The sequence below is a fragment of the Micromonospora sp. NPDC048999 genome (assembly GCF_040649295.1).
GTDB lineage: Bacteria > Actinomycetota > Actinomycetes > Mycobacteriales > Micromonosporaceae > Micromonospora.
Genome location: NZ_JBEZFI010000001.1, coordinates 304,439 through 329,249, shown reverse-complemented (window position 1 = coordinate 329,249; position 24,811 = coordinate 304,439). Strand labels below are relative to the sequence as shown.

The 24,811-nt window shown below is 72.2% G+C and carries 22 protein-coding genes and 1 tRNA gene; 14 read left to right on the top strand and 9 right to left on the bottom strand.

All coding sequences use genetic code 11. The annotated features are described in order from the left end of the window. Positions 1–33: 33 nt before the first annotated feature. Positions 34–2,253, top strand: coding sequence for a dTMP kinase (tmk, locus tag AB0C02_RS01615; protein ID WP_357539992.1), 2,220 nt, complete (start codon positions 34–36; stop codon positions 2,251–2,253). Beyond that, positions 2,253–3,503: a DNA polymerase III subunit delta' gene (locus AB0C02_RS01610; RefSeq protein ID WP_357539990.1), complete on the top strand. Its 1,251-nt coding sequence runs from the start codon at positions 2,253–2,255 to the stop codon at positions 3,501–3,503. The genes tmk and AB0C02_RS01610 overlap by 1 nt, the downstream gene beginning before the upstream one ends. Positions 3,504–3,527: 24 nt before the next feature. Here AB0C02_RS01610 and AB0C02_RS01605 read toward each other — a convergent pair whose 3' ends face one another. Further along, the gene (locus AB0C02_RS01605; protein WP_357539988.1) at positions 3,528–4,130 is read right to left on the bottom strand and encodes a PadR family transcriptional regulator; all 603 of its coding nucleotides are present in this window, start codon (positions 4,128–4,130) and stop codon (positions 3,528–3,530) included. A gap of 135 nt (positions 4,131–4,265) precedes the next feature. On the opposite strand from AB0C02_RS01605, the gene AB0C02_RS01600 reads away from it, so the two are divergent. From AB0C02_RS01600 to ricT, 5 genes are all read left to right on the top strand, one after another. Next, positions 4,266–5,141, top strand: coding sequence for an alpha/beta hydrolase (locus AB0C02_RS01600; RefSeq protein WP_357539986.1), 876 nt, complete (start codon positions 4,266–4,268; stop codon positions 5,139–5,141). A gap of 138 nt (positions 5,142–5,279) precedes the next feature. After that, entirely contained in the window at positions 5,280–5,609 is a 330-nt protein-coding gene (locus AB0C02_RS01595; protein ID WP_357539984.1) for a YbaB/EbfC family nucleoid-associated protein, read from the top strand. Position 5,610: 1 nt separating this feature from the next. Beyond that, positions 5,611–5,916, top strand: a complete 306-nt coding sequence (locus tag AB0C02_RS01590) for a hypothetical protein (protein ID WP_357539982.1) — start codon at positions 5,611–5,613, stop codon at positions 5,914–5,916. After that, positions 5,916–6,578: a hypothetical protein gene (locus AB0C02_RS01585; protein WP_357539980.1), complete on the top strand. Its 663-nt coding sequence runs from the start codon at positions 5,916–5,918 to the stop codon at positions 6,576–6,578. Before AB0C02_RS01590 ends, AB0C02_RS01585 begins: the two co-directional genes overlap by 1 nt. A gap of 276 nt (positions 6,579–6,854) precedes the next feature. Further along, positions 6,855–7,694, top strand: a complete 840-nt coding sequence (ricT, locus tag AB0C02_RS01580) for a regulatory iron-sulfur-containing complex subunit RicT (RefSeq protein WP_357539978.1) — start codon at positions 6,855–6,857, stop codon at positions 7,692–7,694. 117 nt (positions 7,695–7,811) lie between these two features. On the opposite strand, the gene AB0C02_RS01575 is transcribed toward ricT, so the two are convergent. Continuing rightward, positions 7,812–9,515, bottom strand: coding sequence for a metallophosphoesterase (locus AB0C02_RS01575; RefSeq protein WP_357540970.1), 1,704 nt, complete (start codon positions 9,513–9,515; stop codon positions 7,812–7,814). A gap of 166 nt (positions 9,516–9,681) precedes the next feature. On the opposite strand from AB0C02_RS01575, the gene AB0C02_RS01570 reads away from it, so the two are divergent. Continuing rightward, positions 9,682–9,755: transfer RNA gene (locus AB0C02_RS01570), tRNA-Thr, on the top strand. Between the two features lie 218 nt (positions 9,756–9,973). On the opposite strand, the gene AB0C02_RS01565 is transcribed toward AB0C02_RS01570, so the two are convergent. Continuing rightward, a complete protein-coding gene (locus AB0C02_RS01565) occupies positions 9,974–10,186 on the bottom strand; it encodes a TM2 domain-containing protein (RefSeq protein WP_357539976.1) in 213 nt (70 codons plus the stop codon). 276 nt (positions 10,187–10,462) lie between these two features. Here AB0C02_RS01565 and AB0C02_RS01560 point away from each other — a divergent pair, with 276 nt between their 5' ends. Together AB0C02_RS01560 and AB0C02_RS01555 are read left to right on the top strand one after the other, a co-directional pair. Then, positions 10,463–14,341 (top strand): S8 family serine peptidase, encoded by a 3,879-nt coding sequence (locus AB0C02_RS01560; protein ID WP_357539974.1) that lies wholly within the window; start codon positions 10,463–10,465, stop codon positions 14,339–14,341. Between the two features lie 132 nt (positions 14,342–14,473). After that, complete coding sequence (locus AB0C02_RS01555; protein WP_357539972.1) at positions 14,474–14,728, top strand: hypothetical protein; 255 nt, start codon at positions 14,474–14,476, stop codon at positions 14,726–14,728. Here AB0C02_RS01555 and AB0C02_RS01550 read toward each other — a convergent pair. Further along, positions 14,719–15,336 carry a pyridoxamine 5'-phosphate oxidase family protein gene (locus AB0C02_RS01550; RefSeq protein ID WP_357539970.1) on the bottom strand — a complete coding sequence of 206 codons (618 nt, stop codon included), beginning with the start codon at positions 15,334–15,336 and terminating at the stop codon, positions 14,719–14,721. The genes AB0C02_RS01555 and AB0C02_RS01550 overlap by 10 nt on opposite strands. A 163-nt stretch (positions 15,337–15,499) precedes the next feature. Here AB0C02_RS01550 and AB0C02_RS01545 point away from each other — a divergent pair, with 163 nt between their 5' ends. From AB0C02_RS01545 to AB0C02_RS01535, 3 genes are read left to right on the top strand one after another with little or no spacing between them, the layout of a single operon-like run. Next, on the top strand, positions 15,500–16,006 hold the full coding sequence (locus tag AB0C02_RS01545; RefSeq protein WP_357539969.1) for a DUF2231 domain-containing protein: 507 nt from the start codon (positions 15,500–15,502) through the stop codon (positions 16,004–16,006). Then, a complete protein-coding gene (locus tag AB0C02_RS01540; RefSeq protein ID WP_357539967.1) occupies positions 16,003–16,539 on the top strand; it encodes an Hsp20/alpha crystallin family protein in 537 nt (178 codons plus the stop codon). Before AB0C02_RS01545 ends, AB0C02_RS01540 begins: the two co-directional genes overlap by 4 nt. Before the next feature lie 6 nt (positions 16,540–16,545). Then, complete coding sequence (locus tag AB0C02_RS01535; protein WP_357539965.1) at positions 16,546–17,649, top strand: glycosyltransferase family 9 protein; 1,104 nt, start codon at positions 16,546–16,548, stop codon at positions 17,647–17,649. On the opposite strand, the gene AB0C02_RS01530 is transcribed toward AB0C02_RS01535, so the two are convergent. Together AB0C02_RS01530 and rfaE2 are read right to left on the bottom strand one after the other, a co-directional pair. Further along, entirely contained in the window at positions 17,642–18,496 is an 855-nt protein-coding gene (locus tag AB0C02_RS01530) for a glycosyltransferase family A protein (protein WP_357539963.1), read from the bottom strand. The genes AB0C02_RS01535 and AB0C02_RS01530 overlap by 8 nt on opposite strands. Then, a complete protein-coding gene (rfaE2, locus tag AB0C02_RS01525) occupies positions 18,493–20,298 on the bottom strand; it encodes a D-glycero-beta-D-manno-heptose 1-phosphate adenylyltransferase (protein WP_357539961.1) in 1,806 nt (601 codons plus the stop codon). The genes AB0C02_RS01530 and rfaE2 overlap by 4 nt, the downstream gene beginning before the upstream one ends. Positions 20,299–20,421: 123 nt before the next feature. On the opposite strand from rfaE2, the gene AB0C02_RS01520 reads away from it, so the two are divergent. After that, on the top strand, positions 20,422–22,071 hold the full coding sequence (locus tag AB0C02_RS01520; protein WP_357539959.1) for an MDR family MFS transporter: 1,650 nt from the start codon (positions 20,422–20,424) through the stop codon (positions 22,069–22,071). Between the two features lie 6 nt (positions 22,072–22,077). Here the strand turns inward: AB0C02_RS01520 and AB0C02_RS01515 are convergent, their stop codons facing one another. The 3 genes from AB0C02_RS01515 to AB0C02_RS01505 all read right to left on the bottom strand — a co-directional run bounded on the left by AB0C02_RS01515 (position 22,078) and on the right by AB0C02_RS01505 (position 24,744). Beyond that, positions 22,078–22,569, bottom strand: coding sequence for an NUDIX domain-containing protein (locus tag AB0C02_RS01515; protein WP_357539957.1), 492 nt, complete (start codon positions 22,567–22,569; stop codon positions 22,078–22,080). Between the two features lie 214 nt (positions 22,570–22,783). Beyond that, on the bottom strand, positions 22,784–23,797 hold the full coding sequence (locus AB0C02_RS01510) for an NADPH:quinone reductase (RefSeq protein WP_357539955.1): 1,014 nt from the start codon (positions 23,795–23,797) through the stop codon (positions 22,784–22,786). 197 nt (positions 23,798–23,994) lie between these two features. Further along, entirely contained in the window at positions 23,995–24,744 is a 750-nt protein-coding gene (locus tag AB0C02_RS01505) for a MerR family transcriptional regulator (protein WP_357539953.1), read from the bottom strand. Positions 24,745–24,811: the final 67 nt, after the last annotated feature.

The window sequence follows — 24,811 nt, the reverse complement described above, 5'->3', positions numbered from 1 at the left end:
GCTTCTCGCCGCGACTAGAGTGTTGCACCGGGGATGCCCAGCTCTGGGCCGGCACGTGGAGGTACGGCCATCGAAAGCCAGAACAACGGCGAGTCGCCCGGCGTGTCGTCGTCGGCGGCTCAGGCCGACCGGTCCGGAGCCACCGCCATCCGCTCGGTGCTGCGTATCCGGCCGTTCCGCCGGCTGTGGATCGTGCTCGGCGTCGCCTCCTTCGGCGACTGGCTCGGCCTGCTCGCCACCTCCGTCTTCGCCGCCGCCCAGGTTCAGGGCGACACCGCCAAGGGCGCTGCCTTCGGCACAGTGATCGCGATCCGGCTGCTCCCGGCGCTTGTGCTCGGCCCGGTGGCCGGCGTCTTCGCCGACCGCTTCGACCGGCGCTGGACGATGGTCATCTGTGACATCCTGCGCTTCGTCCTCTTCGCCTCCATCCCGCTGTACGCGCTCACCGGCGCCAGCGGCGGGTTGGTGGTTGCCTGGGCGGCGATCGCGACCTTCCTGATCGAGACGGTCACCCTGTTGTGGATCCCGGCCAAGGAGGCCGCGGTCCCCAACCTGATCCCGCGGGCCCGGCTCGAGAGCGCCAACCAGCTCACCCTCATCACCACGTACGGCATCACCCCGATCGCCGCCGCGATCGTCGCCGCGGTGCTCGACCGCGGCGTGCGCGGGCTGGTCGGGGGCAACCTGTCGTGGGCCGAGCCGGCGCAGCTCGCCCTCTGGCTCAACTCGTTCTCCCGGCTCGCCACCGCCCTGGTCGTCGTCTTCGGGATCAGGGAGATCAGCCAGGCCCGCACCGGCGACCGCGAGCCCACCGAGCAGAGCATGATGCGCCAGTTCGTCGAGGGCTGGCGGTTCATCGGCCAGACCCCACTGGTCCGAGGTCTGGTGCTCGGCATCTTCGGCGCGTTCGCCGGCGGCGGCATCGTGGTCGGCACGGCCAAGTTCTTCGCCGCCTCGCTCGGCGCCGGTGACGCCGCGTTCTTCCTGCTCTTCGGCGCGATCTTCATCGGTCTGGCGATCGGCATCGGGGCCGGCCCGATGATCGTGCGGGACATGTCCCGGCGGCGCTGGTTCGGCATGAGCATCGTGCTGGCCAGCGCCTCGGTGCTGGTGCTCGCCTTCGCGATCCACCTGTCCATGGCGATCTTCGGCGCGATCCTGGTCGGCGCGGGCGCCGGCATGGCCTTCCTGGCGGGCACCACCCTGCTCGGCGGCGAGGTCGCCGACGAGGTACGCGGCCGGGTCTTCGCGGTGGTGCAGATCGGCACCCGGCTGGTGCTGATCCTGGCCATCGCGCTGAGCAGCATCCTGGTCGGGGTCGGCGGCTCGCGCCAGCTGGCCATCGCCGACCTGGGCATCTCGGTCTCGTCGACCCGGCTGTTGCTGTTCGCCGCGGGCGTCGCCGGCATCTTCGCCGGGATCAGCGCGTTCCGCCAGATGGACGACAAGAAGGGCGTGCCGGTCCTCGCCGACCTGTGGGGCTCGATCCGGGGCCGCCCGCTGATGCCGGCCGAGCCCTTCGTCTCCAACGGCCTCTTCGTGGTCTTCGAGGGCGGCGAGGGCGCCGGCAAGTCCACCCAGCTCGCCGCGCTCGCCGACCGGCTGCGCGGCAAGGGGCGGGACGTCGTGGTCACCCGTGAGCCCGGCGCCACCGCCGTCGGCGAGCGGATCCGCGCGCTGGTGCTGGAGACCAAGGGCGCCGAGGCCCCGTCGCCGCGCGCCGAGGCGCTGCTCTACGCCGCCGACCGGGCGCACCACGTCGCCACCGTGGTCCGGCCGGCGCTGGTCCGGGGCGAGGTGGTGATCAGCGACCGGTACGTCGACTCGTCCCTGGCCTATCAGGGGGCCGGCCGTACGCTGCCGGCGGAGGAGGTCTCCTGGCTCTCCTCGTGGGCCACCGGCGGGCTCAAGCCGGACCTGGTGGTGCTCCTCGACGTCGACCCGCGCACCGGCCTGGCCCGGGTCGAGTCCCGCAGCCAGGGCGCCGACCGGCTGGAGGCCGAGTCGATCGCGTTCCACGAGCGGGTCCGGTACGCCTTCCTCGACCTGGCCGCCGCCGACCCCAATCGCTACCTGGTGCTCGACGCCTCCCGGCCGGCCGAGGAGATCGCCGCGGCGGTCGCCCGGCGGGTGGACGAGTTCCTGGTCAATCCGGCCGGCATCGTGCACCCGCGCCCGGCCCACGGCCCGGACACCACGGTCCAGCCCGAGTTATCCGCGGCGGAACTGGTAGCCATGGAGCGCTCCACCTGATGGCGGATGTCTTCGCCGACCTGGTCGGGCAGGACGAGGCGGTCGCGACGCTGCGTCGTGCCGCCGCCTCGGCCGCCGCGTTGCTGCGCGCCTCGGCCGGGCCCGAGACGCGCGTCGCCGATGGTCCCGCCGGGCCGGATGGCCCGGAGGAGGCGGGCGGCCCCGGGGCGGGGATGACCCACGCCTGGATCTTCACCGGGCCGCCGGGCTCCGGCCGGTCCGTGGCCGCGCGGGCCTTCGCCGCCGCGTTGCAGTGCGCGCACGGCACCGGCTGCGGCGCGTGCCCCGGCTGCCACACCACACTGGCCGGTACCCACGCCGACGTCCGGCTGGTGGTGCCCGAGGGGCTCTCCATCGGCGTCGGCGAGATGCGCGCGCTGGTGCTGCGGGCCGCCAGCACGCCGTCCGGCGGGCGCTGGCAGGTCGTCATCATCTCCGACGCCGACCGGCTCACCGAGGCGGCCGGCAATGCGCTGCTCAAGGCGATCGAGGAGCCGCCGCCGCGTACCGTCTTCCTGCTCTGCGCCCCGTCCACCCACCCGGACGACGTCTCGGTGACCATCCGGTCGCGTTGCCGGATCGTGCCGCTGCGGCAGCCGTCGGCCGACGCCGTAGCCGAGGTGCTCGTACGCCGGGACGGCATCGCGCCCGACACGGCCGACTGGGCTGCGGCGGCCGCCCAGGGGCACGTGGGGCGGGCCCGACGGCTGGCCCGCGACCCGGAGGCCCGGCAGCGCCGCGACGCGGTGCTCGCCGTGCCGCGCCGGCTGACCGGGGTGGGCGCGGCGTTCGACGCCGCCGCCGCGTTGATCGAGGCGGCCGAGGCGGAGGCCGCGGCGTCGGTCGCCGAGCTCGACGAGGCGGAGCGGGCCGCGTTGCAGACCGCGCTCGGCGCGGGCGGCACCGGCCGGGGCGCGACCGCGGCGATGCGCGGTTCCGCCGGCCAGCTCAAGGACCTGGAGAAGCGGCAGAAGTCGCGGGCCACCCGGGCCCAGCGCGACGCCCTCGACCGGGCGCTGGTCGACCTCGCCGGCTTCTATCGGGACGCGTTGGCCAGCGCGCTGCGGGCGCCGGTCGCCCCGGTGCACACCGACACCGCGGCCCTGGCCGAGGCCGGCGCGCAGCGGTGGGCCGCCGAGGGGGCGCTGCGCCGGCTGGAAGCCGTGCTGGAGTGCCGGGTGGCGATCGAGGCGAACGTCAAACCCCGGATCGCGGTGGAGGCGATGATGCTGGCCCTCTGGAAGGGCTAGGTCCGCGTCTCGCTCTGCTGGCGCTCACGCCAGCTGGGCCTCGAACGCCGCGAGCTCCTCGCGGCTCCAGCTCAGGGAGCCGTCGCTCAGGGCGGCGAGCACGGATTCGATCCACCGCAGCTCGGCATCGGTCACCGCCCGCAGGTATTCGGTCTCCAGCATGAGTACGCGCGGGAGCTGGAGGCCTTCGAGCTCGGTCACGAGTGCCGAGTTGTGCTCGGCCAGCAGCTGCACGAGTCGCTCGCGCCGCTCGCTGAGCAGCTCCTTCGTCAGCTCCGGGGTGAGCAGGGGCAGGAACGACACCGCGGCCGGAAACTCCGGGAACTCGTTGCGCGGTGTCGACAGGATCTCGCTCATCCACTGCCTGGACATGTTGCGCCCGGCGTCGGTCAGCTCGTACGTGGTCCGTTCCGGGTACTGATGGTCGCGCGTGGTCTCGCGCACCCGGATCAGATCGGCCTCGGCGAGCCTATTGATCACCTTGTACAGGCTGGCGCGCTGCCCGACGTTGACCACCTGGTCCTTGCCCCACTGGCGGATCAGTTGCTGCATTCCGTAGGGGTGCAGCGGGCGATCTTCCAGGAGCCCGAGGATGGCCAGCGCCAGCGGAGATCGGCGAAATGTCACAAGTCAACAGTACACTACTTGCCATGCCACTAGTGTCCATGCGACTATTCTGCCATGACGCCCCTTGAGAGAACCCGCGAACCTGGCCCGCATCCACACCGTGACCAAGCGCCTGGGGAAGTGGACGGCCGCCCGATGACCGCGACCAGGACCGGCTTCGCGGTATCGAGCGACGGCACGCGCATCCGATACCAGCAGTTGGGCACGGGCCCGGGCGTGGTGCTGCTGCACGGTGCCATGCAGACGTCCGCAAACCAGTCGCAGCTCGCCCAGGCCCTGGCCGACGCGTTCACGGTCACCGTTCCCGACCGGCGGGGGCGCGGCGAGAGCGGCCCGTACGGCGATGACTACCGCATCCAGCGCGAGGTCGAAGACGTGGCTGCGGTGCTGACCGAAACGGGTGCCCACAACATCTACGGCGTCAGCGCGGGCGGGCTGATCGCCCTGCAGGCCGCGCTCACCCTGCCCGCGATCACCAGCGTCGCGGTGTACGAGCCCGCACTGCTGATGGAAGGCTCGGCGCGTCAGACGACCTGGCTGAGTCGTTTCGACCGGGAGATGGCCGAGGGCAGGGTCGCCGCGGCGCTCATCACCAGCATGAAAGGGCTCCAGCTCGCGCCGCCGATCCTCAACGTCATCCCGCGCCGGTTGCTGGAGTCCCTCACGGCGGCGCTGATGAACAGCGAGGAGAAGAAGGCCAAGCCCGGTGACGCCACGATGCGGATGCTGGCCCCGACGCTGCATTACGAAGGGCTGCTGCTCGCCGAGATGATGGGCAAACTGAACACCTTCCGGGCCCTGCGGGCCAGGGTGTTGCTGCTCGGTGGGAGTAAGGGCCTGCCGTACCTGAAGCCGTCCCTGGACGCCTTGGAGCGGGTCTTGCCGCAGGTGGAGCGAGTCGAGTTCCCCGGGCTCGACCACGGCGGTTCCAGTGACGTCACCGAGGCCAACAAGGGCGGCAAGCCCGAGCTGGTCGCGGCGCGGCTGCGGCGATTCTTCGCCGCGCCATGAACGACTCTCCCCGGGCCCCCGCTTCCGGTGCTTGTCCACAGGGCATCGACACGCGCGATTGACGTGCGGTACGGTCCGGGGTGCCGCGGTGACGATGGCGGCACGCTCAGTGATGGTCAGCTCGGGAGGAGTTCGCCGATGCCGCGGGGGGAGATCGACGAGGCCTGGATCGAGGAGGCGGTGCGGCGCTACCGGCGCATCGAGACCCTGCAGGCCGAGTTCGACCAAGCGGTCGCGACGGTCGAGGTCACCGTTCGCTCGCCCGACGGGCTCGTCGAGGTGGTGGTGACCGCCGGCGGGCGGATCACCGACGTCCGCTTCCTCGCCCCGCTGCACCAGCGCAACCCCCGGGATGTCGCCGGTTCGGTGCAGGCCGCGGTCACCGCCGCCGCCGACGCCGCACAGTGGGCCCGGGAGAAGCTGCACAACGAGACCTTCGCGGCCTACCGGCCGCTGGCGGGAGCCTGACATGGAGACGCTGCGCGCCCTGGCCGCCCGCCTCGACGAGGCCAGCGCCACCCTCGCCACCCTGGCCCGCACGGTGACCGCCGGCGATCCGCCGCACCCCGCCTTCGGCGCGCACGCCGAGGGCCGCGCCGGTGAGATCGGCCGCGCCCTGCACCGGCAGTGGACCGCCGCCACCGGCGACCGGGCGCGGGAGGCCCACGCTGCCGCGACCCGGCTGGCCGCCGCCGCATCCGCCCTGCGCGACGCCGCCGACCGGTACGCGGCCACCGACGACTCCGTCCGTCGCCGGTTCGCCCGGGAGGCCTGATGGACGCCCTGGACCGCCTGGCCGAGCCCGGCCTCGACCTGCTCGCCCGGGTCGACACCCTGCTCGCCGCCGGCGCGCCCGAGGGGCATCGGCTCTGGCCGCTGCTGCGCCGCATGCAGGTGCTCCCCGGCGCGGCCGTGCGCGAGTTTCTCGACCTGCACCCGGCGCCGCTGGCCGATGCCGGCCACGCCGTGCGCCGGCTGATCCGGGGATATGACGACGCCTGCGCCATGCTCGCCGATCCGGTCGCCTGGTCCGGGCCGGCCGCGTCGGCGTACGACGAGGCCCGCACCGCCCTGCTCCGTCACCTCGACGAGGGGCCGGAGAGCCTGGTCGGGCGCCTGGAGTCGACCGCCGGTTACGCCGACGCCCTGGCCGACTGGGTGGAGGGGAGCCGGCTCGCCCTGGCCCGGGCGCTGGCCGACGTGCTGCGTTCGGCCGAGGCGGTCACCGTGCACTCCGCCACCGCTGCGGCCGGCGACGGGCGGGTCGGGGCGCTCGCGGCGGCGGAGATCGGCACCAGGGTGCTCAGCGTGCTCGGCGTGGCGTACGACGGCGCGGAGACGCTGCTGCGCCAGTGGGCGCCGAGCCTGGCGGAAACAGCGTGGCGGGAGAGGGCGACCGGCGTCCGGATCGCCAACTCGACCATGCGCATCGGCTAGGCGATCGTCGGCGCCTGCGCCACGGCGTCGCCGGCAACTGTTCAGCCGGCGACGCCGTGGTCATCCCCTGCACCCCCCGCAGGTCTGCCTCCACTCAACGCGGTATGGCGTCGTTTGTCGTCCGGCTGGCGCATGTTTCAGCCGTCCGGGCGAGGACCATTACACGAGGGGGTGGGGCGGTTCAGCCGAGTCGACAATCATGGATCGCTGCGCCGGGTGACCGAACGGCGACGGGCGGCCGGGCCGAAACCGCCCCGAGGTCGTAGTGTGGTGGGCATGGGCATGCTCTGTGCGGTCAGTTTCAACCGGTACGGGCGCCTCTACTATCTCGACCCGGGCGAGCTGCGCCCGCAGGTGGGCGACAAGGTGCTGGTGCCCACCGACGAAGGGCCCGAGGTGGCCGAGTGCGTCTGGGCCGCGCAGTGGGTGACGGAGGACACAGCCGGCTTTCCCCGGCTGGCCGGGCTGGCTCAGGAGGACGACCTACGCCGCGACGAGCAGCTACGTCGGCGTAAGGCCGACGCGAAAGTCGCCGCCAAGCGGCTCATCCGAGAGCACGGGCTGCCGATGAAGGTGGTGGCCGTCGATCACGTCTTCGGCACGTCCGAGTCCGGCAGCGACCGCGCCACGATCTATTTCACCGCGCCACACCGGGTCGACTTCCGCTCGCTCGTCCGGGATCTGGGTGCCACCCTGCACTGCCGGGTCGAGCTGCGGCAGCTTTCCGCCCGCGACTCGGCTCGGGTGCAGGGCGGGATCGGCTCCTGCGGCCGGGACCTGTGCTGCGCCACCTTCCTGACCGACTTCGAGCCGGTGACCATCCGGATGGCCAAGGACCAGGACCTGCCGCTCAACCCGCTGCGCATCTCCGGCGCGTGCGGCCGGCTGATGTGCTGCCTGAAGTTCGAGCACCCGCTGTACCAGCGGTTTCAGGAGTCCGCCCCGGCGATCGGCACCCGGGTCTCCACGCCGGAGGGGGAGGGCAAGGTCGTCGGCCACAGCGTCCCGAGGGACTCGGTCACGGTGCGCCTGGACGCCGATGGTTCCCGCTGCTCGTGCAGCCGCGCCTCCGTCTGCGCCCCTCGCCAAGCCCACGACCAGCATTACACCCCCTGACCCCACCCTGCCCCCTGCCCCCTGCCCCCGCCCCCGACTGGGTTGATCACGAGGTTGGCGGCAAAGTTGATCTCTTCGGCCGCCGCTAACGTCATGATCAACGCCGTTGGGGGTGGGTCAGCGGAGGACGATGGGGGGTTCGGCCAGGTGGGGGTGCAGGGGACGCTGGGGGGTTAGCCAGGAGGCGGTGGGGGACTCGTCGGGGTTGAGCTGCCAGGTGTGGGAGACCTTGTTCAGGGCGATTGGATAGATCGTCAGCGTGCCGTCCGGGTCGATCCGGAGGCGGAGGAACGATTTGGAGTCCTCGATCCCCTGGCCGGCGAAGAGTTCGTTGACGTTCACCCCGAACCTGCCGGCCACCAGCAGATAGAGCGCCACCAGCTGGCTGGAGACCAGGCCGATCACCGGCCCGTACACCACTGCGGCGGCGGCCACCGGCAACGGCCACGGCCAGTCGTAGAAGGGCAGCTTCAGCCAGAGCCAGGTGCCCGCGGCGGCCAGCGCGACGTGGGCCAGCCCGTGCGATACGCCGAGGGCCCAGTGCCGGACGTGCCGTTTCCCGCCGGCGGTCGGCGGATTCGCGAAGAACACCGCGCTCAGCATGGTCACCAGAAACATGATCACCAGTGGCACGCTCAGCAGCCGCTGCTCGGTGGTGCCCACCCGGTCCGCCGTCACCCCGGCCATGGCCAGCATCAGCAGCGTGTGCAGGGTGCCCAGCAGGGTGGTGAACCCCGGGTTGCGGAACGGCAGCCGGGCGAAGATCCCCCAGCCGTAGCGTCGCGAGCGGGCCTTCTCCGGAAAGCGGGCCGCCAGGTCGTACTCGCGGGTGCGGCTGGCCCGGCGGGACAGCGTGTCACGCGGAGGCACCTCCAGCCGCTCGGGGAGGGTGTGCGTGGGGTAGAGGTAGGCGCCGCCGCCCCCGCAGGTGATGAGCTGCCGCTCCGGGCCGGCGTAGCGGGCGTAGTGGTGCAGGTCGCCGGAGAGCAGCAGCCGCACCTGCGCGCCGGTCGGGGCGATGATCGTACGAATGAAGTAGTCGATCGAGTCGTACGCCGTCGGGTGGTCGGCGGCCTTGACCCAGGTCGGCTCCGGCGCCGCCAGGATCACCTTCGACCGTGGGGTGAGCTTCCGGGCGACCTCGTCGAAGTAGGCGAGCTGCGGGTCGTCCACGTACGATCCGGACTGGTCGTCGAGGGCGAGCAGCCACCAGCCGGCGGCCAGTTCCACCGCGAAGTACGACCGGGACTGGCCGGTGCTCCAGCCGGCGAAGTGCCGATCCCGGGACCGGACGAACAGCCGCAGGAAGGCGGTCAGACCGTCGTACCAGTCGTGGTTGCCGGGCACCGCGAAGATCGTCGGCCGCTCGGGCGGTGCCACCGGCAGCGCGGCCTGGTACGGCCCCTTGCACCGGTCCTCGTACGCCTCGAAGGCCGCCGACGGATAGACCTCGTCGCCCCCCATCACCAGGGTCTGCGCCCGGGGCAGCCGGTGCCCGTCGACCTCCAGCTCCGGCTGGGCGAGCAGATAGGCCACCGAGTACGTCGCGTCGAAGCCGTCACCCAGGTCGGCCACGTAGTCCAGCCAGAGCCCGCCGTCCGGCCCAACCTGCCGGAACGTCCCGTTGTCGAACGCGTTCTGCAGCTCCCGTTTGTCCAGGTACGCGCCGAACAGCATCGCCAGCAGGGTACGCAGGCCGGTGCTGATCAGCAGCAGCGGCGCCAGCCAGGGCACCGGCTTGCGCGGGGTGAAGCCCAGCTCCAGCGGGTCCAGGCTCCGTGGCCGGCGACCGGCCCGCTCGCCGGGGTGCGCCTCGGGGATCGGCTGCGGTGGCGGTGCGTGCTCGTCGCTCACCCGTCGCACGGTAGTCCCGCCCGAACGTGAACGCTGTCCGGCGAATGACTCATCCGGCCCGGATGTCCGGTTCCGTAAGGGTGGGGATCCCGTTCGGCTCCGGGCGGGGTGTGGCGTACACTTGGCGATCGTTGCCGCCTTAGCTCAGTCGGCTAGAGCGACGCACTCGTAATGCGTAGGTCGACGGTTCGATTCCGTCAGGCGGCTCGGTGAAGAAGCCCAGGTCAACGGCCTGGGCTTCGCCGTTTTCCGAGGTCGGCAACGCCGCCACCGGCGGGCCGAGTCCTTAGCTGGTCCGCATCCCGCGCCGCGACCGCCTCGTCCAGCCGGTTGGCCGACCCGGGGCCCCCAGGGGCCCCGGACCCGGTGTGGACAGACGCTTGGTCCCGTCGCTAAGGGGCGAGATTGACGCCGGGCTTGTCGCGTCAGGCGGCGGTCGCGGCGGCGTTGATCGCCCGCACCTGCCGAGGCAGCGTGAACAGGTCGATCCACAGGCCGATCGTCAGCCAGCCGAACGTCAGCAGCATCGACACGGCGCGGCCGGTCTTGCCCAGATAGAACTGGTGAACGCCGAGAGCGCCGAGGAAGAACCACAGCAGGTATGCGGTGCCGACGCTCTTGGCGGGTTGCTCAGACATCGTGGTGGAACCTCCGTTGGGGGTGGTCGGGGGCCCCGGGCCGGCTGGTCGGCGTCCGGGGTGGACTGTCGATGGTCTTTCAGGAGTCGCCGCCGCGCAGTACGCGTGATGGTCCGCGATGGTCAACAGCCGGCCACCGGGCGTGGCCAGGGGACTCGATGGGCTTCGGCCGTTCGGCGGTGGCGTTACCGGCCCTTCTCCGCCACAATTCGACCGCCCGCAATCTCGTCGTCCTGACTGCGGTGCTCCCATCGGCTCGACCCACGGGGAGATCTCGTGTCACTCCGCCGCTCGGCGGTGGCCGCGCTCGTACTGGCCGTCACCGGGGCGCTCGTCCCCAGTGTGCACCCGGCCCAGGCCGCCCAGCCGTCCGACCATGAGTTCAACGCCAAGCGGTTGCCGCGGCCAGAGCGTCCGCGTGACCTGAAGGAACGCGACTTCGACCCGGACGCCGTACTGGTCCGCTTCAAGCCCGACGCCTCGAAGTCGGCAAAGGACCGGGTCCTGTCCCGGAGTGGTGTTCGCACCGCCTCCGCCGTCAGCGGAACCAGTTGGGTCAGGGTGCACGCCGACGCCTCGGCCGGCGACCTGATGCGCAGCCTGCGCGACGATCCGGCGGTCGCCGGCGTCAGCCTCGACTACAAACGCACGGCCAGCGGCAAGCCGAACGACCCGGCGTACGCCTACGGAATCCAGCCCTATCTGGACACCGTCCGGCTGCCCCAGGCGTGGGACCGCACCAAGGGCTCCACCAGCCAGATCATCGCGGTGGTCGACACCGGTGTGGACGCGGCGCACCCTGACCTGGCCGGGCGGACCGTGGCCGGGTACAACGCGATCAAGCTGGGTGCCGCGCCGGCGGACGACAACGGCCACGGCACGATGGTGGCGGGCATCGCGGCGGCCAACACCAACAACGGCATCGGCGTGGCGGGCGCCGCGTGGACCGCTCGCGTCATGCCGGTCAAGGTGCTCGACGCCTGGGGCTCGGGATACGACTCGAACATCGCCAGGGGCGTCGTCTGGGCCGCCGACCACGGTGCCACGATCATCAACATGTCGCTCGGCGGTCCCGGCGACAGCACAGTGCTGCATGACGCGATCACCTACGCGACCCGCAAGGGCGCGGTGGTGGTGGCCGCCGCCGGCAACGAGGGCGACGGCCAGGCACAGTATCAGGCGGCGTACTCCGAGGTACTGGCGGTTGCCGCGACCGACGCCGCGGGCCGGCTCGCCGACTTCAGCTCGTACGGTGACTGGGTCGACATCGCCGCCCCCGGCACCGACATCGTCTCCACCGGGCCCGCCCCGGACTACTACTACACCGGCGACGGCACCTCCTTCGCTGCCCCGATCGTCTCCGGCACGGCGGCGTTGGTCCGGACCGCGTACCCGTCGCTGACCCCGGCGCAGGTCGTCTCCCGGATCCGGGAGAACGCCCGGGATGCCGGGCCGCGCGGCATCGACCCGTACTTCGGGTACGGGATTCTCGACGCGTACGCCTCGGTGGGTGGCACCTGGGGGGCGGAGTTCCCGGCCCCCTCGTTGGGCGCGAACGAGCCGAACGACGTGCCGGCCCGGGCCACCGCGTTCGGCACATCGATCACCGGCACCATCGATGTCGAGGGTGACGTCGACTGGTACAGGTTCAGCTCAGAGGGGCGCAAGGCGGTCGAGGTACGGGTGACGCCGGCCCGGTTCGACCCCAGTCGCTACCAGAACCTCGACCCGGTCCTCGCCGTCTACGACAGCGACCTGCGTCTGGTCGGCGAGTCCGACGTCGCCGGCCTGGGCTCGGCCGAAGAGATCACCGCCGAGATCAGCGCCGGCACCTACTACGTCTCGGTGCGCAACCACAACGGCTCCGCCGACACCCGCCCCTACACCGTGTCGGTTACCAGTACTCCGGCGCCGCTGTTCGCGCCGGCCCAGGCGAGAAGGGTCGGGTCGTGGCCGGAGGCAGTGGCCATCGGCGACGTGACGGGCGACGGTCGCAATGACGTGGTCATGACGACCGGCTTCTACTTCGACGCGGCCAACGACTACAAGCTCTTCGTCTTCCCGCAGAAGCCGGACGGCACTCTCGGCATGCCGGTCAAGTACGCCACCGGGCTCCAGTACTGGGACAACGACAGCCTGACCCTGCTCGACGTCAACGGCGACGGCAAGCTGGACGTCGCCCTGGCCACCACGGCGGGGGTGGAGATCTTCCGGCAGACCCAGTCGGGCACGCTGGAGTCCATGGGCCCGCTCCCGGGCACCGCCGGCAGTCAATTCGTCACCGCCGCTGACATGAACTCCGACGGCCGCAGCGACCTGGTGGTCTCGACCACTCAGGGGATCAAGCTGCTGACCCAGGAGGCGGACCACACCTTCACCGTCTCGTCGGTGACCAGCGACACCGGCACGCTCGCGGTCGGTGACGTCGACGGTGACGGCCGGCCCGACGTGGTGGGCTGGTCCGGCACGTCGGTCCGGGTCTGGCACCGCACCGACTCCGGCTGGCAGCGCACCGACCACCCGACCGGCTCCATCTGGGGCATCAGCGGCATCGAGGTCGCCGACGTCAACGGCGACGGCAGGGCCGACGTGATCGCCAGCATCAGCGGCAACCGGCCGAATTCCTACCTCGCCGTCTTCCGGCAGAACGCCGACGGTGAGCTGGATGCCCCGCGGCTCGTGCCCGTGGCCGACATCCCACAGCCGATCCGGGCCGCCGATGTCAACGGCGACGGCCGGACCGACCTGGTGACGGCACACGGCGGCTGGAACGCGCTCAGCGTGCTGCCGCAGCAGGCGGACGGCTCGCTCGGCGCGCCCCACGTCTCGTCGATCCCGTACGCCTCGCACTATCACCCGCAGGGACTCGCCCTGGGCGACATCAACGGCGACAACAAGGTGGACGCGGTCATCGCCGACTACAACTCCGGCCTGGTCGTGTTGTACGGCGGCGGCACGCAGCCGAGCCCGGTGGGCGAGCAGTACTGGGTGCGGGACGTGTCGCCGGCCGACTTCTCCACCGGCGTGCCGGTCGCGGCGAAGCCGACCGTGACCTTCGCCCGGAACGTGAACCCGGCCTCGGTGACCTCGTCGACCGTGCGCCTGATCAACGGCCGTACCGGGGTGGCCGTGGCCGCCACCGCCTCGGTCAGCGGCAACAAGGTGACTCTGACCCCGGCCGCGCCGCTGCAGGACAACACCCCGTACCGGATCACGGTGGGCGGGCTCAAGGACAGCTCGGGCGCCGCGCAGGCGGAGAAGTTCAGCTTCACCTTCCGTACGGAGGACCTCCCGCCGCCGGCGGTCGGCGACCTCAAGGCGGTGGGCGCGCTCCAGGGGGCCACGCTGAGCTGGACCCTGCCGAACATCACCGACCTGGATCAGGTCATCGTCCGGGCCGCCGCCGGCACCACCGCGCCGTCCTCGGCCAGCAGCGGAATCGCGGTGTACGCGGGCACCGGCAGCTCGGCCACGGCGACCGGCCTGGCGGCCGGCACCACCTACACCTTCGGGGCGTGGGTGCGGGACCGGTCCGGTAAATACAGCTCGGGCCCGGCGGTCCAGCTGCTCGGCACCGGCGCGACCATCACCAGCAACGCCACCGCGCTGACGTACGGCGGCGCGGTGACCGTGACCGGCAAGCTGACCCGCAAGGACACCGGGGCCGGCCTGGCCGGCCAGTCGGTCCAGCTGTACGGCAAGTACCAGGGCAGCTCGTCGTACACGTTGATCGCCACCGTGACCAGCGGCACCAGCGGAGCGCTCACCTACACCCACAAGCCCGCCAAGGGCGTCAGCTACGAGTGGCGGTACGGGGGCTCCCCCACCTACCTGGGCGGCGTCAGCAGCCTGCGGACGGTGACCGTGGCGACCCTGGTCACCGGGAAACTGTCGAAGACCAAGTTCCGCCTCGGCGGCACCGTGACCCTCTCCGGCTCGGTCTCACCCACGCACGCGGGGCAGACGGTCTACCTCCAGCGCCTGGTCAACGGTTCGTGGAAGAACATCACGAGTAAGAAGCTCTCGTCGTCGAGCACCTACTCGTTCGCCATCAAGCCGACCAGCAAGGGCACCTTCAAGTACCGGGTCTACAAGCCGGCCGACACCGACCACGCCGCCGGGTACAGCCCGAAGCGGAGCTTCAAGGTCACCTGACCTCGTCGGCACCCTCGATCGGTTCCCCCGTCGCGACCGCGCGGCGGGGGAACTGTCGTCTCCGGGGTCGTCGCGGCGGCGCGGCTACGATGGCCGCGTCATCCCCGTGCCCCTGCCGATCGGAAGCGCCACATGGCAGCGATACTTTCCAACGCGGTGCCGATCGTCGTCCTGGTCGTCGTGCTCGCCCTGGACGCGTGGGTCTACACGGACGCCAGGGAGCGGATGAGGCGCGGAAGTCCGGTCTCCGTCTCGATCGGGTCGCTCCGGATCGAGACGCCCCAGGCGTGGTTCCTGGGCTGCCTGGTCCTGTGGGTGGTGTTCTTTCCGCTCTATCTGGCAGCCTCGGGGTGGAACCCCTTCGCCCGTGGCCGGGGTCAGGAATAGATCGTCTTCACGTAGTCCGGGCCGTAGTGGCGTTCGAGGTCGGCGAGAGTCTCCGCCGGGGCCTCCACCTCCTTGATCAGCCGGGCTCGGGCCGGCAGGACGTCCGGCTGCCAGGTCTCCGGCTGCCACAGCTCGGAGCGGAGGAACGCCTTCGCACAGTGGTAGAAGATCTGCTCGATGGCCACCTCGACGGCCAGCACCGGCCGGTGCCCCTTGACCACCATGTCGGCGAAGTAGGGGGCGTCCCGGACCAGCTTGGCCCGGCCGTTGATGCGCAGTGTGTCGGTCCGGCCGGGGATCAGATAGATCAGCCCGACGTGCGGGTTGGCCAGGATGTTGCGGTAGCCGTCGGCCCGCCGGTTGCCCGGCCGTTCGGGGATGGCGATGGTCGCCTCGTCCAGCACCAGCGTGAAGCCGGGCGGATCACCCTTCGGGGAGACGTCGCAGCTGCCGTCCGCGCCGGCCGTGGCGACCAGGCAGAACGGCGAGGCGGCCAGCCATTCCCGGTCCCGCGCGTGCAGCACGGTGCGCTCCTTGTTCAGCACCCGCTGGATCGGCGTACCGAGCAGCTCGCGCAGTTCCTCCGCTGAGGTGATCTCCGTGGTCACGTGTTCCTCCCCCTTCCGTTGACGTTGCCGGGGATTCCGGCCCACGACCGGCCGGCTTCCGTCATCGTCAGCCTAGGCGAGCGGGCGGAACGTGAGGTTTACCCCCAAAGGCGGTGGGTACGGCTGACCCGCAGCGTGCGTGGACGCGAGCGATGGAGGCCGGATGGAGAGCCGACTGAAGGTGCTGGGTCACCCACTGCACCCGATGCTGGTGATGTTCCCGGTGGCGCTCCTGGTCACCGCGGTGATCTTCGACGTGGTCGACGCCGCGGGCGGGCCGAAGTACCTGGCCGAGGCCGCGTACTGGAACATCGCGGTCGGCCTGATCGGCGGCCTGCTGGCTGCGGCGGCCGGCTCGGTCGACCTGTTCGCCCTCCCGTCCGGCACCCGGGCCAAGCGGGTGGGGCTCACCCACGCGGCCGCCAACCTCGCGGTGATCCTGCTCTTCGCCGCGGTCTGGGTGGTCCGGCTGAACGCCCACTCCCGGGCCGCCGGGGGAGCCCTGATCGCCATCGAGGTGGTCGCCCTGGCGATCCTCGGGATCGGCGCCTGGCTCGGCGGCGAACTGGTGGACCGGCTGGGCGTGGGCGTCGACCCGGAGGCCGACCTGAACGCCTCGAGCTCACTGCGATCCCACTCGGCGACCCAGGGAAGCGGAGACATGCGATGACGGAGCAGAGCGGCGGCCGGGGCTGGCGTGGCCGGCACCCGGGCTGGGACCCGATGGGTGAGCTGCAGTCCCTGCGGTCCGAGCTGAGACGGTTGGTCGGGGGCCGGTCCGGCCCGCCGGAGGTCGAGGTGGGCGAGGCCGCCGACGGCTGGGAGGTGCTCGTTCGGCTGCCCGGCGTGGCGCCGGAGGAGGTGGCCGTCGAGCTGGACGACCAGGAGCTGTGCGTACGGGCCCGCTCGGAGGCCGAGGTGAACGCCGACCAGGGCATCCCGGGCGGCTTCGAGACGCGAGGTTTCGAGTATCGGGTGGACCTGCCGTCCCGGGTGGACCCGGACCGGATCGACGCGGTGATGGACCACGGCCTGCTGCGGGTGCGGCTGCCCCGGGCGGTCCGGCCCACGCCACGTACCATCACCGTCGGCCGCGCCGGCCCCCACGCCGCCACCGGGGGTACGCGGTCCCTGGCCGACCTGGCCGCCGACCGGGAGATGCACCACCCGGACATCACGGTCGACGAGATCGACCGGCCGTAGGGTCGCGTGGCCACCCCCTCGGTGCTGGGCCCGGTCGGCGAGCGGGTGCCCGACGTCGAGCGGATCGCCGTGCTGCGGGCGAATGCGCTCGGCGACTTCATCTTCATCCTGCCCGCGCTGGAGGCGCTGCGGGCCGCGTACCCGGGGGCGGAGATCGTGCTGTTCGGCGCGCCGTGGCACGCGGAGCTCTGGCGCGACCGCCCCGGCCCGGTGGACCGGGTGCTGGTGGTGCCGCCCGCGCCCGGCATCCGCGACGCCGGGCCGGACGAGCCGCCCGCCTCGATGGACGAATTCCTGGCCGAGGCCCGGCAGGAACGCATCGACCTGGCGCTGCAACTGCACGGCGGCGGGGCCAACTCCAACCCGGTGGTCGCCGGCCTGGGCGCCCGGGTCACCGCCGGCCTGCGGGCCGAGGACGCGCCGCCGCTGGACCGCTGGATCCGGTACGTCTACTACCAGCCCGAGGTGATCCGCTACCTGGAGGTGGTGGCCCTGGTCGGGGCGCCGGCCACCACGATCGTGCCGGCTCTCGAGGTGACCGAGGCCGATCGGGCCGAGGCCCGGGAGGTGCTGGGCGAGCCGGCGCGGCCCCGGGTGGCGCTGCACCCGGGGGCGACCGACACCCGCCGGCGCTGGCCCCCGGAGCGCTTCGGCGAGGTCGCCCGGGCACTGGCCGGTGACGGGTACGAGGTGCTGGTCACCGGCACCCCCGCCGAGCGGGAGACGGTCGACGCGGTGGTGGCGGCGGCCGGCGTCCCGGTACGCCCGCAGGTCGGCACGCTCAGCCTCGGCGGGCTGGCCGCCTGCTACGCCGGCTGCGCGCTCGTGGTGTCCAACGACAGCGGTCCGCTGCACCTGGCCGGCGCGGTCGGCGCCCGGACGGTGGGCGTCTACTGGATCGGCAACCTGATCAACGGGGCGACTCCGATGCGCGCCCGGCACCGCCCGATCGCCTCCTGGACCACCCACTGCCCGGTCTGCGGCGTCGACTGCACGCCCGGCATCTATCCGCACCGCCCCGGTGACGGCGACTGCCCGCACCGGGACTCGTTCGTGGCCGACGTGCCGGTCATCGAGGTCGTCGAGGCCGCCCGCGAACTCCTTACCTGAGGACGACCTCCCAGGCCTCCACCTCGCGCTCGGTGACGGTGGTGGGCGACTCCAGGTGGTAGGCGCCGCTGGGCAGCACCCCCGCGCCGCCGTACCGGGCCATCACCGTGAGCTGTGCGGCGACGTCCTCGCCCTGGTGCCGTTCCTGCAACCGGCGCCAGAACTCGAAGCCGCCGGAGTCGACCAGCTTGGCCCGGTCGTAGAGCACGCACCCGCCGATCCAGGAGACCTTGTACGCCCGCCAGGCGCCCACCGGCAACCGCAGTTTCTCGGTGACGTGCAGCAGGTTCGCCGCCGGGTGGATGGTGGCCCGGTCCCATTCGGGGGTGCCGGGGCGGATCCGCTCGGGTACGGGCCGGCCGTGCCACTCCTCGTAGTGGACGTGCGTCTCCGGACGGATGTCGTCGAGGTAGGAGAGGCCGTGCACCGCGTTGCCGACGAAGCCGCAGCCCAGCTCGCGCATCGCGGTGACCAGCCGGGCCAGGGCACCCGGTTCCAGCCAGACGTCGTCGTCGAGGCTGAGCACGTACCGGGCCGCCGACTGGTCCAGCAGGTACGCCCGATGCTCGGCCAGCCCGCGTCGGGGCAGCCGCCGGGTCAGCAGCACCGGGTGGCCCCGGTGACGCAGCGCCCGGACCATGGTGGCCGCCGCCGGGTGCGCGTACGCCGGCTCGCCGTCGGACTGGTCGCTGACCACCACCCCGAAATCGGGTACGCCCTCCTGCGCGGACAGCCCGGAGAGGGTGACCGCCAGTTCGGCGGGGCGGTTGCGGGTGGGGATTAGCACGTCGAGCTGCCGGGTACGGCGGAACCGCTCCGGCGTGTCGAGGTCGAGCGGCCGGTTCACGTCGGCCTGCCCGTCCCCTTGCCGATGGTGGGGGTGACCGACTGCGCCCGGATCCGGTCGATGATCGCCGAGGTGGAACGGTCCGGTACGTACCCGAGGGTGCGTACCTGCCCGCCGAGCCGGCGGACCAGCGGCGCCTCGGGAACCATCTCCGGCGGATAGTCGCCGCCCTTGACGTACACGTCGGGGCGCACCGCCTCGATCAGCTTCGCCGGGGAGTCCGCCTCGAAGACCACCACGTGGTCGACGCACGCCAGGGCGGCGAGCAGCGCGGTGCGGTCCTCGACCGGGTTGACCGGCCGGTCCGGCCCCTTGAGCCGGCGTACGCTGCCGTCCGAGTTGACCGCCACGATCAGCACGTCGCCGAGCGCGCGGGCCTGGGTCAGGTAGCGGACGTGCCCCGGGTGCAGCACGTCGAAGCAGCCGTTGGTGAAGACGATCGACCGGCCCGCCCGGCGGTGCTCGGCGACGAGCGCGGTCAGTTCCTCCGCGTCTACCAGCGTCGAGTGGCCGGTCTCCGCCGTCCCGGCGCCCAGCGCGTCGAGCAGGTCCTCCCGTCGGCACACGCAGGTGCCGGTGTCGGAGACGGTGATGGTGGCGGCGAGCTGGGCGAGCTGGGCGGCGGTCGGCAGGCTCGCCTCGGCCGCCAGCGCCAGGGTCATCGCCGCCAGGTAGGCGTCCCCCGCGCCGACCGCGTGGCTGGCCGGTACCGGGGTGCTGTGGCTGCGCCGGCGTTCGCCGTCGGGCCCGCCGACCACCGCGCCCTCGGTGTCCAGGGTCACCGCCACCACGTCCGCGCCGGTGTGCGCGTGCAGTTCGGCCAGGCGTGACTCGGCCAGCACCGCCCGGTCGACGCCCTCGCCCGCTCCCGCGTTCACGGTGACGCCGGCGCCGGTGACGCTGAGCCCGTCCCCGGTCAGCGCGACCCGGTCCTCGCCGGGCGTCGGCTCGCCGGACGGCCCGGTCACCGCGCCGAACCCGTCGGCGGAGCGTCCGCCGGCACCGCCGGGAGCCGCGCCGACGACCAGCTCGGAGGGGCCGTCGGTCGGCTCGGCCAGGGGGTCCAGGTGCACGTCACCGGCGGCTGCCGGGGTACGGCCGCTGCTGCCGAAGCCGGCCGCCGCGCGGGCCAGCAGCCGGGTCGCCTCGGCGAAGCTCGGGGTCACCACGGTCGGGTTGAGGCCGCGCCAGTCGGCCAGGTCGTGCGCGTCGAGGGCCACGGTGGCGTAGCGGTCCCGGTTGGCGACCAGCCAGGCGCGGAGCGCCCTCGGCAGCGCGCCCAGGCCGTAGTCGCAGACGACCAGGGTGAGTGGCTGCCCGTGGGAAGCGGCCCGCAGCTCCTCGGTCGCGCAGTGCAGCGCGGTGAGCAGCCGGGCCACCCCGTCGTCGTCGAGCGCCTCGTCCGGCTCGCCGGAGTCCTCGCGGAGCAGGATCTGGTTGCCGGCCAGCATCCGCCGCTTCACCGGGGTCGGCCGCCCGGTCTGATTGACCGTACGATCCCAGACGCCGGCCCGGTCGAGGCAGTCGTGCAGTTCGTCACCGGCCGCGTCGGCCCCGACGGGGGACACCAGCACGCCCCGTCCGCCGAGGGCGGACACGTTGACCGCGGTGTTCGCCGCACCCCCGGCCGCGGAGATGCGCCGGCGCAGGGTGAGGACCGGGGCGGGGGCCTCGCGGCAGAGCCGCTCGGACTCCGCGAACCGCCACTCGTCAAGCATGGCGTCGCCGACGACCAGCACGGGACGCCCCTGCCAGCTCTCCACGACGGTGGCGAGCCGGCGCTCCTCCGCTGCTGCTGCCATGTTCCTCCGGGTCCCCGGAGCCGGTCCGGCCAAACCTGCCCGCTTCTGGACGGGATTCGGGGGGCATGTTCTGCGGGAGGTGGGAAAGCGAGCGTGATGACTGCCCTGGCCCACGGTCGTCCCGTGCTGCACCCTCGTCAGATCCGCCTGCTCATGTTCGGTCTGATGACCGGGATGCTGCTGGCGGCGTTGGACCAGACGATCGTCGGTACGGCGCTGCCCACGATCGTCGGCCAGTTGGGCGGGATCAACCACTACTCGTGGGTGGTCACGGCGTACCTGCTCGCCTCCACCGCCTCGACGCCGCTGTACGGCAAGATGGCCGACCTGCGCGGGCGCCGTCCCGTCTTCCTCTTCTCGATCGGCACGTTCCTGGTCGGCTCGCTGCTGGCCGGCCTGTCGCAGAACATGACCCAGCTGATCCTCACCCGGGGCGTGCAGGGCTTGGGCGCCGGTGGCCTGATGACGTTGGCGTTCACCATCATCTCGGACGTGGTCAGCCCCCGGGAACGTGGCCGCTACCAGGGGCTCTTCGGCGCGGTGTTCGGCGTGTCCTCGGTCGCCGGCCCGCTGGTCGGCGGCTACTTCGCGCAGACCAACTGGCGTTGGATCTTCTACATCAACGTGCCGCTGGGGATCCTCGCCATCGTGGTCTGCTACCACGTCATGCGGTTGGTCCCGTTCCAGAAGCGGCAGCATGCCATCGACTGGCTGGGGGCGGCGCTGCTGGTCGCCGGGGTGAGCAGTCTGCTGCTGGCGCTGAGCTGGGGCGGCACCCAGTACGCCTGGAGTTCCGGCGTGATCATTGGGCTGTTCGTCGCCGGGGCGGTGCTGGGCGCGCTCTTCGTGCTCCAGGAGGCCCGGGTGAGTGAGCCGATCCTGCCGCTGCGGCTGTTCCGCAGCGGCACGTTCGCGCTGGCCAACTCGGCGGGCTTCGTGCTCGGTCTGGTGATGTTCGGGTCGATCATCTTCATCCCGCTCTACCTGCAGATCGTCAAGGGCGCCTCGCCGACCCGCAGCGGTCTGCTGATGCTGCCGATGATGGCCGGCATCATCGTCACCTCGGTGCTGACCGGCCGGGCGATGAGCCGGATCGGGCGCTACAAGTGGTTCCCGGTGGCCGGCTCGGCGGTGCTGGTCGCCGGCATGCTGCTCTTCCGACAGCTCCAGGTGGCCACCTCGATCTGGGCGGCCTTCGGCTACATGGTGGTGATCGGCGTCGGGCTGGGCCTGTGCATGCAGTCGCTGATCCTGGCCGTGCAGAATTCGGTGGACCCGAGCGACCTGGGGGCCGGCACCTCGTCGGCGACCTTCTTCCGCTCGTTGGGCGGCTCGTTCGGCGTGGCGATCCTCGGCGCGGTGTTGTCGACGCAGCTCACCAGCCAGCTCGCCAGCCGGCTGCCGGCCGCGATCGCGCAGCTTCCGCCAGCGGAGCAGGCGGCGGTGGCGGCCCGCGGCGGCACCAAGATCTCGATCAACGAACCGGCGACCATCCTCGCCCTGCCCACCCCGGTCCGGGCCGCGATCCAGGCCGCGTTCGTCGAGTCGCTGCACCTGGTCTTCCTGACCACCGGGCTGATCGCCATCCTGGCGGTGCTGGTCACCCTGGCCCTGCCGAACCACCAGCTGCGGGGCGCCGGTCCGCACGGCGCGACCGGCGGCGCGGACCCGCTCGGCGGGAAGGCCGCCGCTGCCGGTGGCAAGCCGCTGACGAAGGAGTCGAAGGAGGAGGCCGCCGCCGACATGGAGTCGAAGTCGCAGACGATGCTCTGACCGGGGCTACTTGAGGATGAGGCGGTTGGTCTGCTCGAAGACGTCCAGGTCGGCGAGGGTCTCGATGACGCTGGTGGAGAGCGGGGCGGGCAGTTTCTCCGGGTGGAAGAAGCCGGCGTCGGTCGTCTCGTCGGTCATCCGGAGCAGCTCTCCGTCCCACTCGTCGACCCGGAACGCGGTGGTGAAGATCTGGTAGGTGTGGCCGTACATGTTGGTGTTGGTGCGGTCGGGGCCGGTGTAGAGGGCGAACGCGCTGACCCGCAGGGCGCGCAGGCCGGTCTCCTCGCGTACCTCCCGCACGGCGCAGTCGGCGATCGACTCGCCCAGCTCCATGGCACCGGCCGGCATCGCCCACTGGCCGTTGTCGGAGCGCTGAATCAGCAGCACCCGGGCGGCGTTGTCCCGGACCACGGCGCGGGCTCCGACGAACATCAGGGTGCGGTCACCGGCCAGGGCGCGCAGCTGCCCCACGTACGAGTCGGCCCACGAAATGCTCATCCGGACAATCTACGCAGCTTCCCCGGTCGGGGTCGGCCATTCCGGCGCTCCCCGATGTGATCGGGGCCACTAGCGCGGATACTTGAACGACAGAGGGCGGCCCCGGCGTTCGCACCGCGCCGGGACCGCCCGTCCATGCGGGGCAACCCGCACCGTCATTCTCGCGAAAGTTATTCGCCTCTGTCCTGATGTCGGGAAAATCCGTTTCGCCGGGTCAGGTCTCACTCGTGGTGATCAACACCTTGCCGACCACCGCGTTCTCCACCGCCTCGTGCGCCGCCTGGGCCGCCGACATCGGGTGGTGGTGCAGCGGCAGCCCTGCCTCCTCACCCACCCGGATCGCGCCCTGGGCCACCGCCGCGGTCACGTCGGCCACCGCCTGCGCCTTGGCCGCCTTCGGCTCCGTGTAGACGAGTACGAACTGCCAGCGGGCGTTCGGCATCATCAGCGGCCGGATCGGCAGGGTGACCTCGCCGCCGCCGTCGTCGGCGTACACGCAGACCGCGCCGCCGTTGCGCAGGACCTGCACGTCGGCGGCGGCGTTGCGGGCCGCCGAGACCTCGACGATCGTGTGCACCCCGTCGGGCGCGATCTTGCGGACCTCCCGGACCACGTCCTGCTCACGGTAGTTGATCACAAAGCTGGCCCCGGCCGCCGCCGCGAGCTGCGCCTTCTCCGGGCTGCTGACCGTGGCGATCACGCAGGCGTCGGCCCAACGGGCGAGCTGGATCGCCGCGTTGCCCACCGCGCCCGCCCCGCCCTGCACCAGCACCACGTGGTCGCTCAGCGCGCCCGCGTGCAGCTTGTCCGGCATGAACTCGCCGGTCGTCAGGCAGCGGTGCGCGGTCAGGAACGGGATGCCCAGGCAGGCGCCGAGGTCGAAGGAGGCCGAGCCGAGGCGGACCGCGTGCCGGACCGGCACCACCGTGTACTCGGCGGCGGTGCCCCAGGGGCGCTGCCAGGCAGCCTCCCAGACCCACACCCGCGCGCCGATCAGGATCTGATCGACGCCCTCGCCGACCGCCTCGACCACCCCGGCGCCGTCCTGCCCGGGGATCTGCCAGCCGGCCGGGAGCGGCGACTGGCGGCGCGCCTTCCAGTCGGTCGGGTTCACACCCGAGACGGCCATCCGCACCAGCACCTCGCCCGGGCCCGGCTCCGGGATCGGGCGCTCGACCTGCTGGAGCACCGAGGCGTCCCCGTTGCGTTCGTACACGATCGCCTTCATCGCCGTCCCTTCACCGCCGACAGGTGCGCACCGCCTGCGCTACCCGGCCGTTCCCCGGTCATGCCGATCCGGCGCGCCCGGTAAAACGTACAACGAGGCGGTCTGGGGCAGGAGTGGTGTGATCAGGGACATGTCGGCGATCTGCCACGGGGACGGGTGGGCCGACCCGTTCCGGGATCGGCCCACCCCCGGGCAGATCAGCCCGCCGCGACCGACCGCTTCACGTAGTCGATCAGCTCTGGCGTCGGGCCGCCGTACTCATGGGCGATCTCCGCGCTGTTCTCCGCCTGCATCTGGTAGAGCGAGTCCCGCAGTCCCGGGTCGCCGCCGTGGAACGCCTCCAGCAGCTCCATCCAGCGCGTGGCCAGCGCCCGCACCCGCGGGTCCGCCGGGTCGGTCCCGGCCACCAGCTCCGCCTGGACCTGGGCGATCAGCCGGGGCCACTCGTCCTGTACGTCGCGGATCGCCGCCTCGCCGAGTTGCCCCCGCCGCTGTGCCAACGCCGCGAGCTGCTCCTCCGTGAAGTAGTTGCGGATCGTGTCGTCCACCCTGGTCACCTCCTCGATCAGGGCGAGCAGGTCGACAGGTGTGGCGCCCCCGGCCGCATGTACGGCGGGCACGAGTGCGGCCAGCCGGTCGCGCAGGGCGCCCAGCGCGGCGAGCTGCCGCTCCACGTGCACCAGGTGCTCGTCGAGCAGCTCGGCCAGCTCCGGGCCGCCGCCACCGTCGCCGTCCAGCAGCACACCGACGGTGTCCAGCGGCAGGCCCAGCTCGCGCAGCGCGACGATCCGGTACAGCCGGTCGACGTCGCTCTCGTCGTAGAGCCGATGGCCGGCGGATGTGCGCGCGGACGGCCGCAGCAGCCCCACGTGGTCCCAGTGGTGCAGGGTCCGCACGGTGAGCCCGGTACGCCGGCACAGCTCGCCGATCCGCCAGGTGGACGCCACGTCCCGCTCCCTCTCGCATCACCGCACCCTGCGGCGACAGAATCCGACGCTAGGACCTGACGCCGCG

What these genes read in the sequence shown, in the direction of transcription:
- tmk (WP_357539992.1), top strand. Translation starts at nt 34, where the DNA reads ATGCCCAGCTCTGGGCCGGCACGTGGAGGTACGGCCATCGAAAGCCAG.
- AB0C02_RS01610 (WP_357539990.1), top strand. Translation starts at nt 2,253, where the DNA reads ATGGCGGATGTCTTCGCCGACCTGGTCGGGCAGGACGAGGCGGTCGCG.
- AB0C02_RS01600 (WP_357539986.1), top strand. Translation starts at nt 4,266, where the DNA reads ATGACCGCGACCAGGACCGGCTTCGCGGTATCGAGCGACGGCACGCGC.
- AB0C02_RS01595 (WP_357539984.1), top strand. Translation starts at nt 5,280, where the DNA reads ATGCCGCGGGGGGAGATCGACGAGGCCTGGATCGAGGAGGCGGTGCGG.
- AB0C02_RS01590 (WP_357539982.1), top strand. Translation starts at nt 5,611, where the DNA reads ATGGAGACGCTGCGCGCCCTGGCCGCCCGCCTCGACGAGGCCAGCGCC.
- AB0C02_RS01585 (WP_357539980.1), top strand. Translation starts at nt 5,916, where the DNA reads ATGGACGCCCTGGACCGCCTGGCCGAGCCCGGCCTCGACCTGCTCGCC.
- ricT (WP_357539978.1), top strand. Translation starts at nt 6,855, where the DNA reads ATGGGCATGCTCTGTGCGGTCAGTTTCAACCGGTACGGGCGCCTCTAC.
- AB0C02_RS01565 (WP_357539976.1), bottom strand. Translation starts at nt 10,186, where the DNA reads ATGTCTGAGCAACCCGCCAAGAGCGTCGGCACCGCATACCTGCTGTGG.
- AB0C02_RS01555 (WP_357539972.1), top strand. Translation starts at nt 14,474, where the DNA reads ATGGCAGCGATACTTTCCAACGCGGTGCCGATCGTCGTCCTGGTCGTC.
- AB0C02_RS01545 (WP_357539969.1), top strand. Translation starts at nt 15,500, where the DNA reads ATGGAGAGCCGACTGAAGGTGCTGGGTCACCCACTGCACCCGATGCTG.
- AB0C02_RS01540 (WP_357539967.1), top strand. Translation starts at nt 16,003, where the DNA reads ATGACGGAGCAGAGCGGCGGCCGGGGCTGGCGTGGCCGGCACCCGGGC.
- rfaE2 (WP_357539961.1), bottom strand. Translation starts at nt 20,298, where the DNA reads ATGGCAGCAGCAGCGGAGGAGCGCCGGCTCGCCACCGTCGTGGAGAGC.
- AB0C02_RS01515 (WP_357539957.1), bottom strand. Translation starts at nt 22,569, where the DNA reads ATGAGCATTTCGTGGGCCGACTCGTACGTGGGGCAGCTGCGCGCCCTG.
- AB0C02_RS01510 (WP_357539955.1), bottom strand. Translation starts at nt 23,797, where the DNA reads ATGAAGGCGATCGTGTACGAACGCAACGGGGACGCCTCGGTGCTCCAG.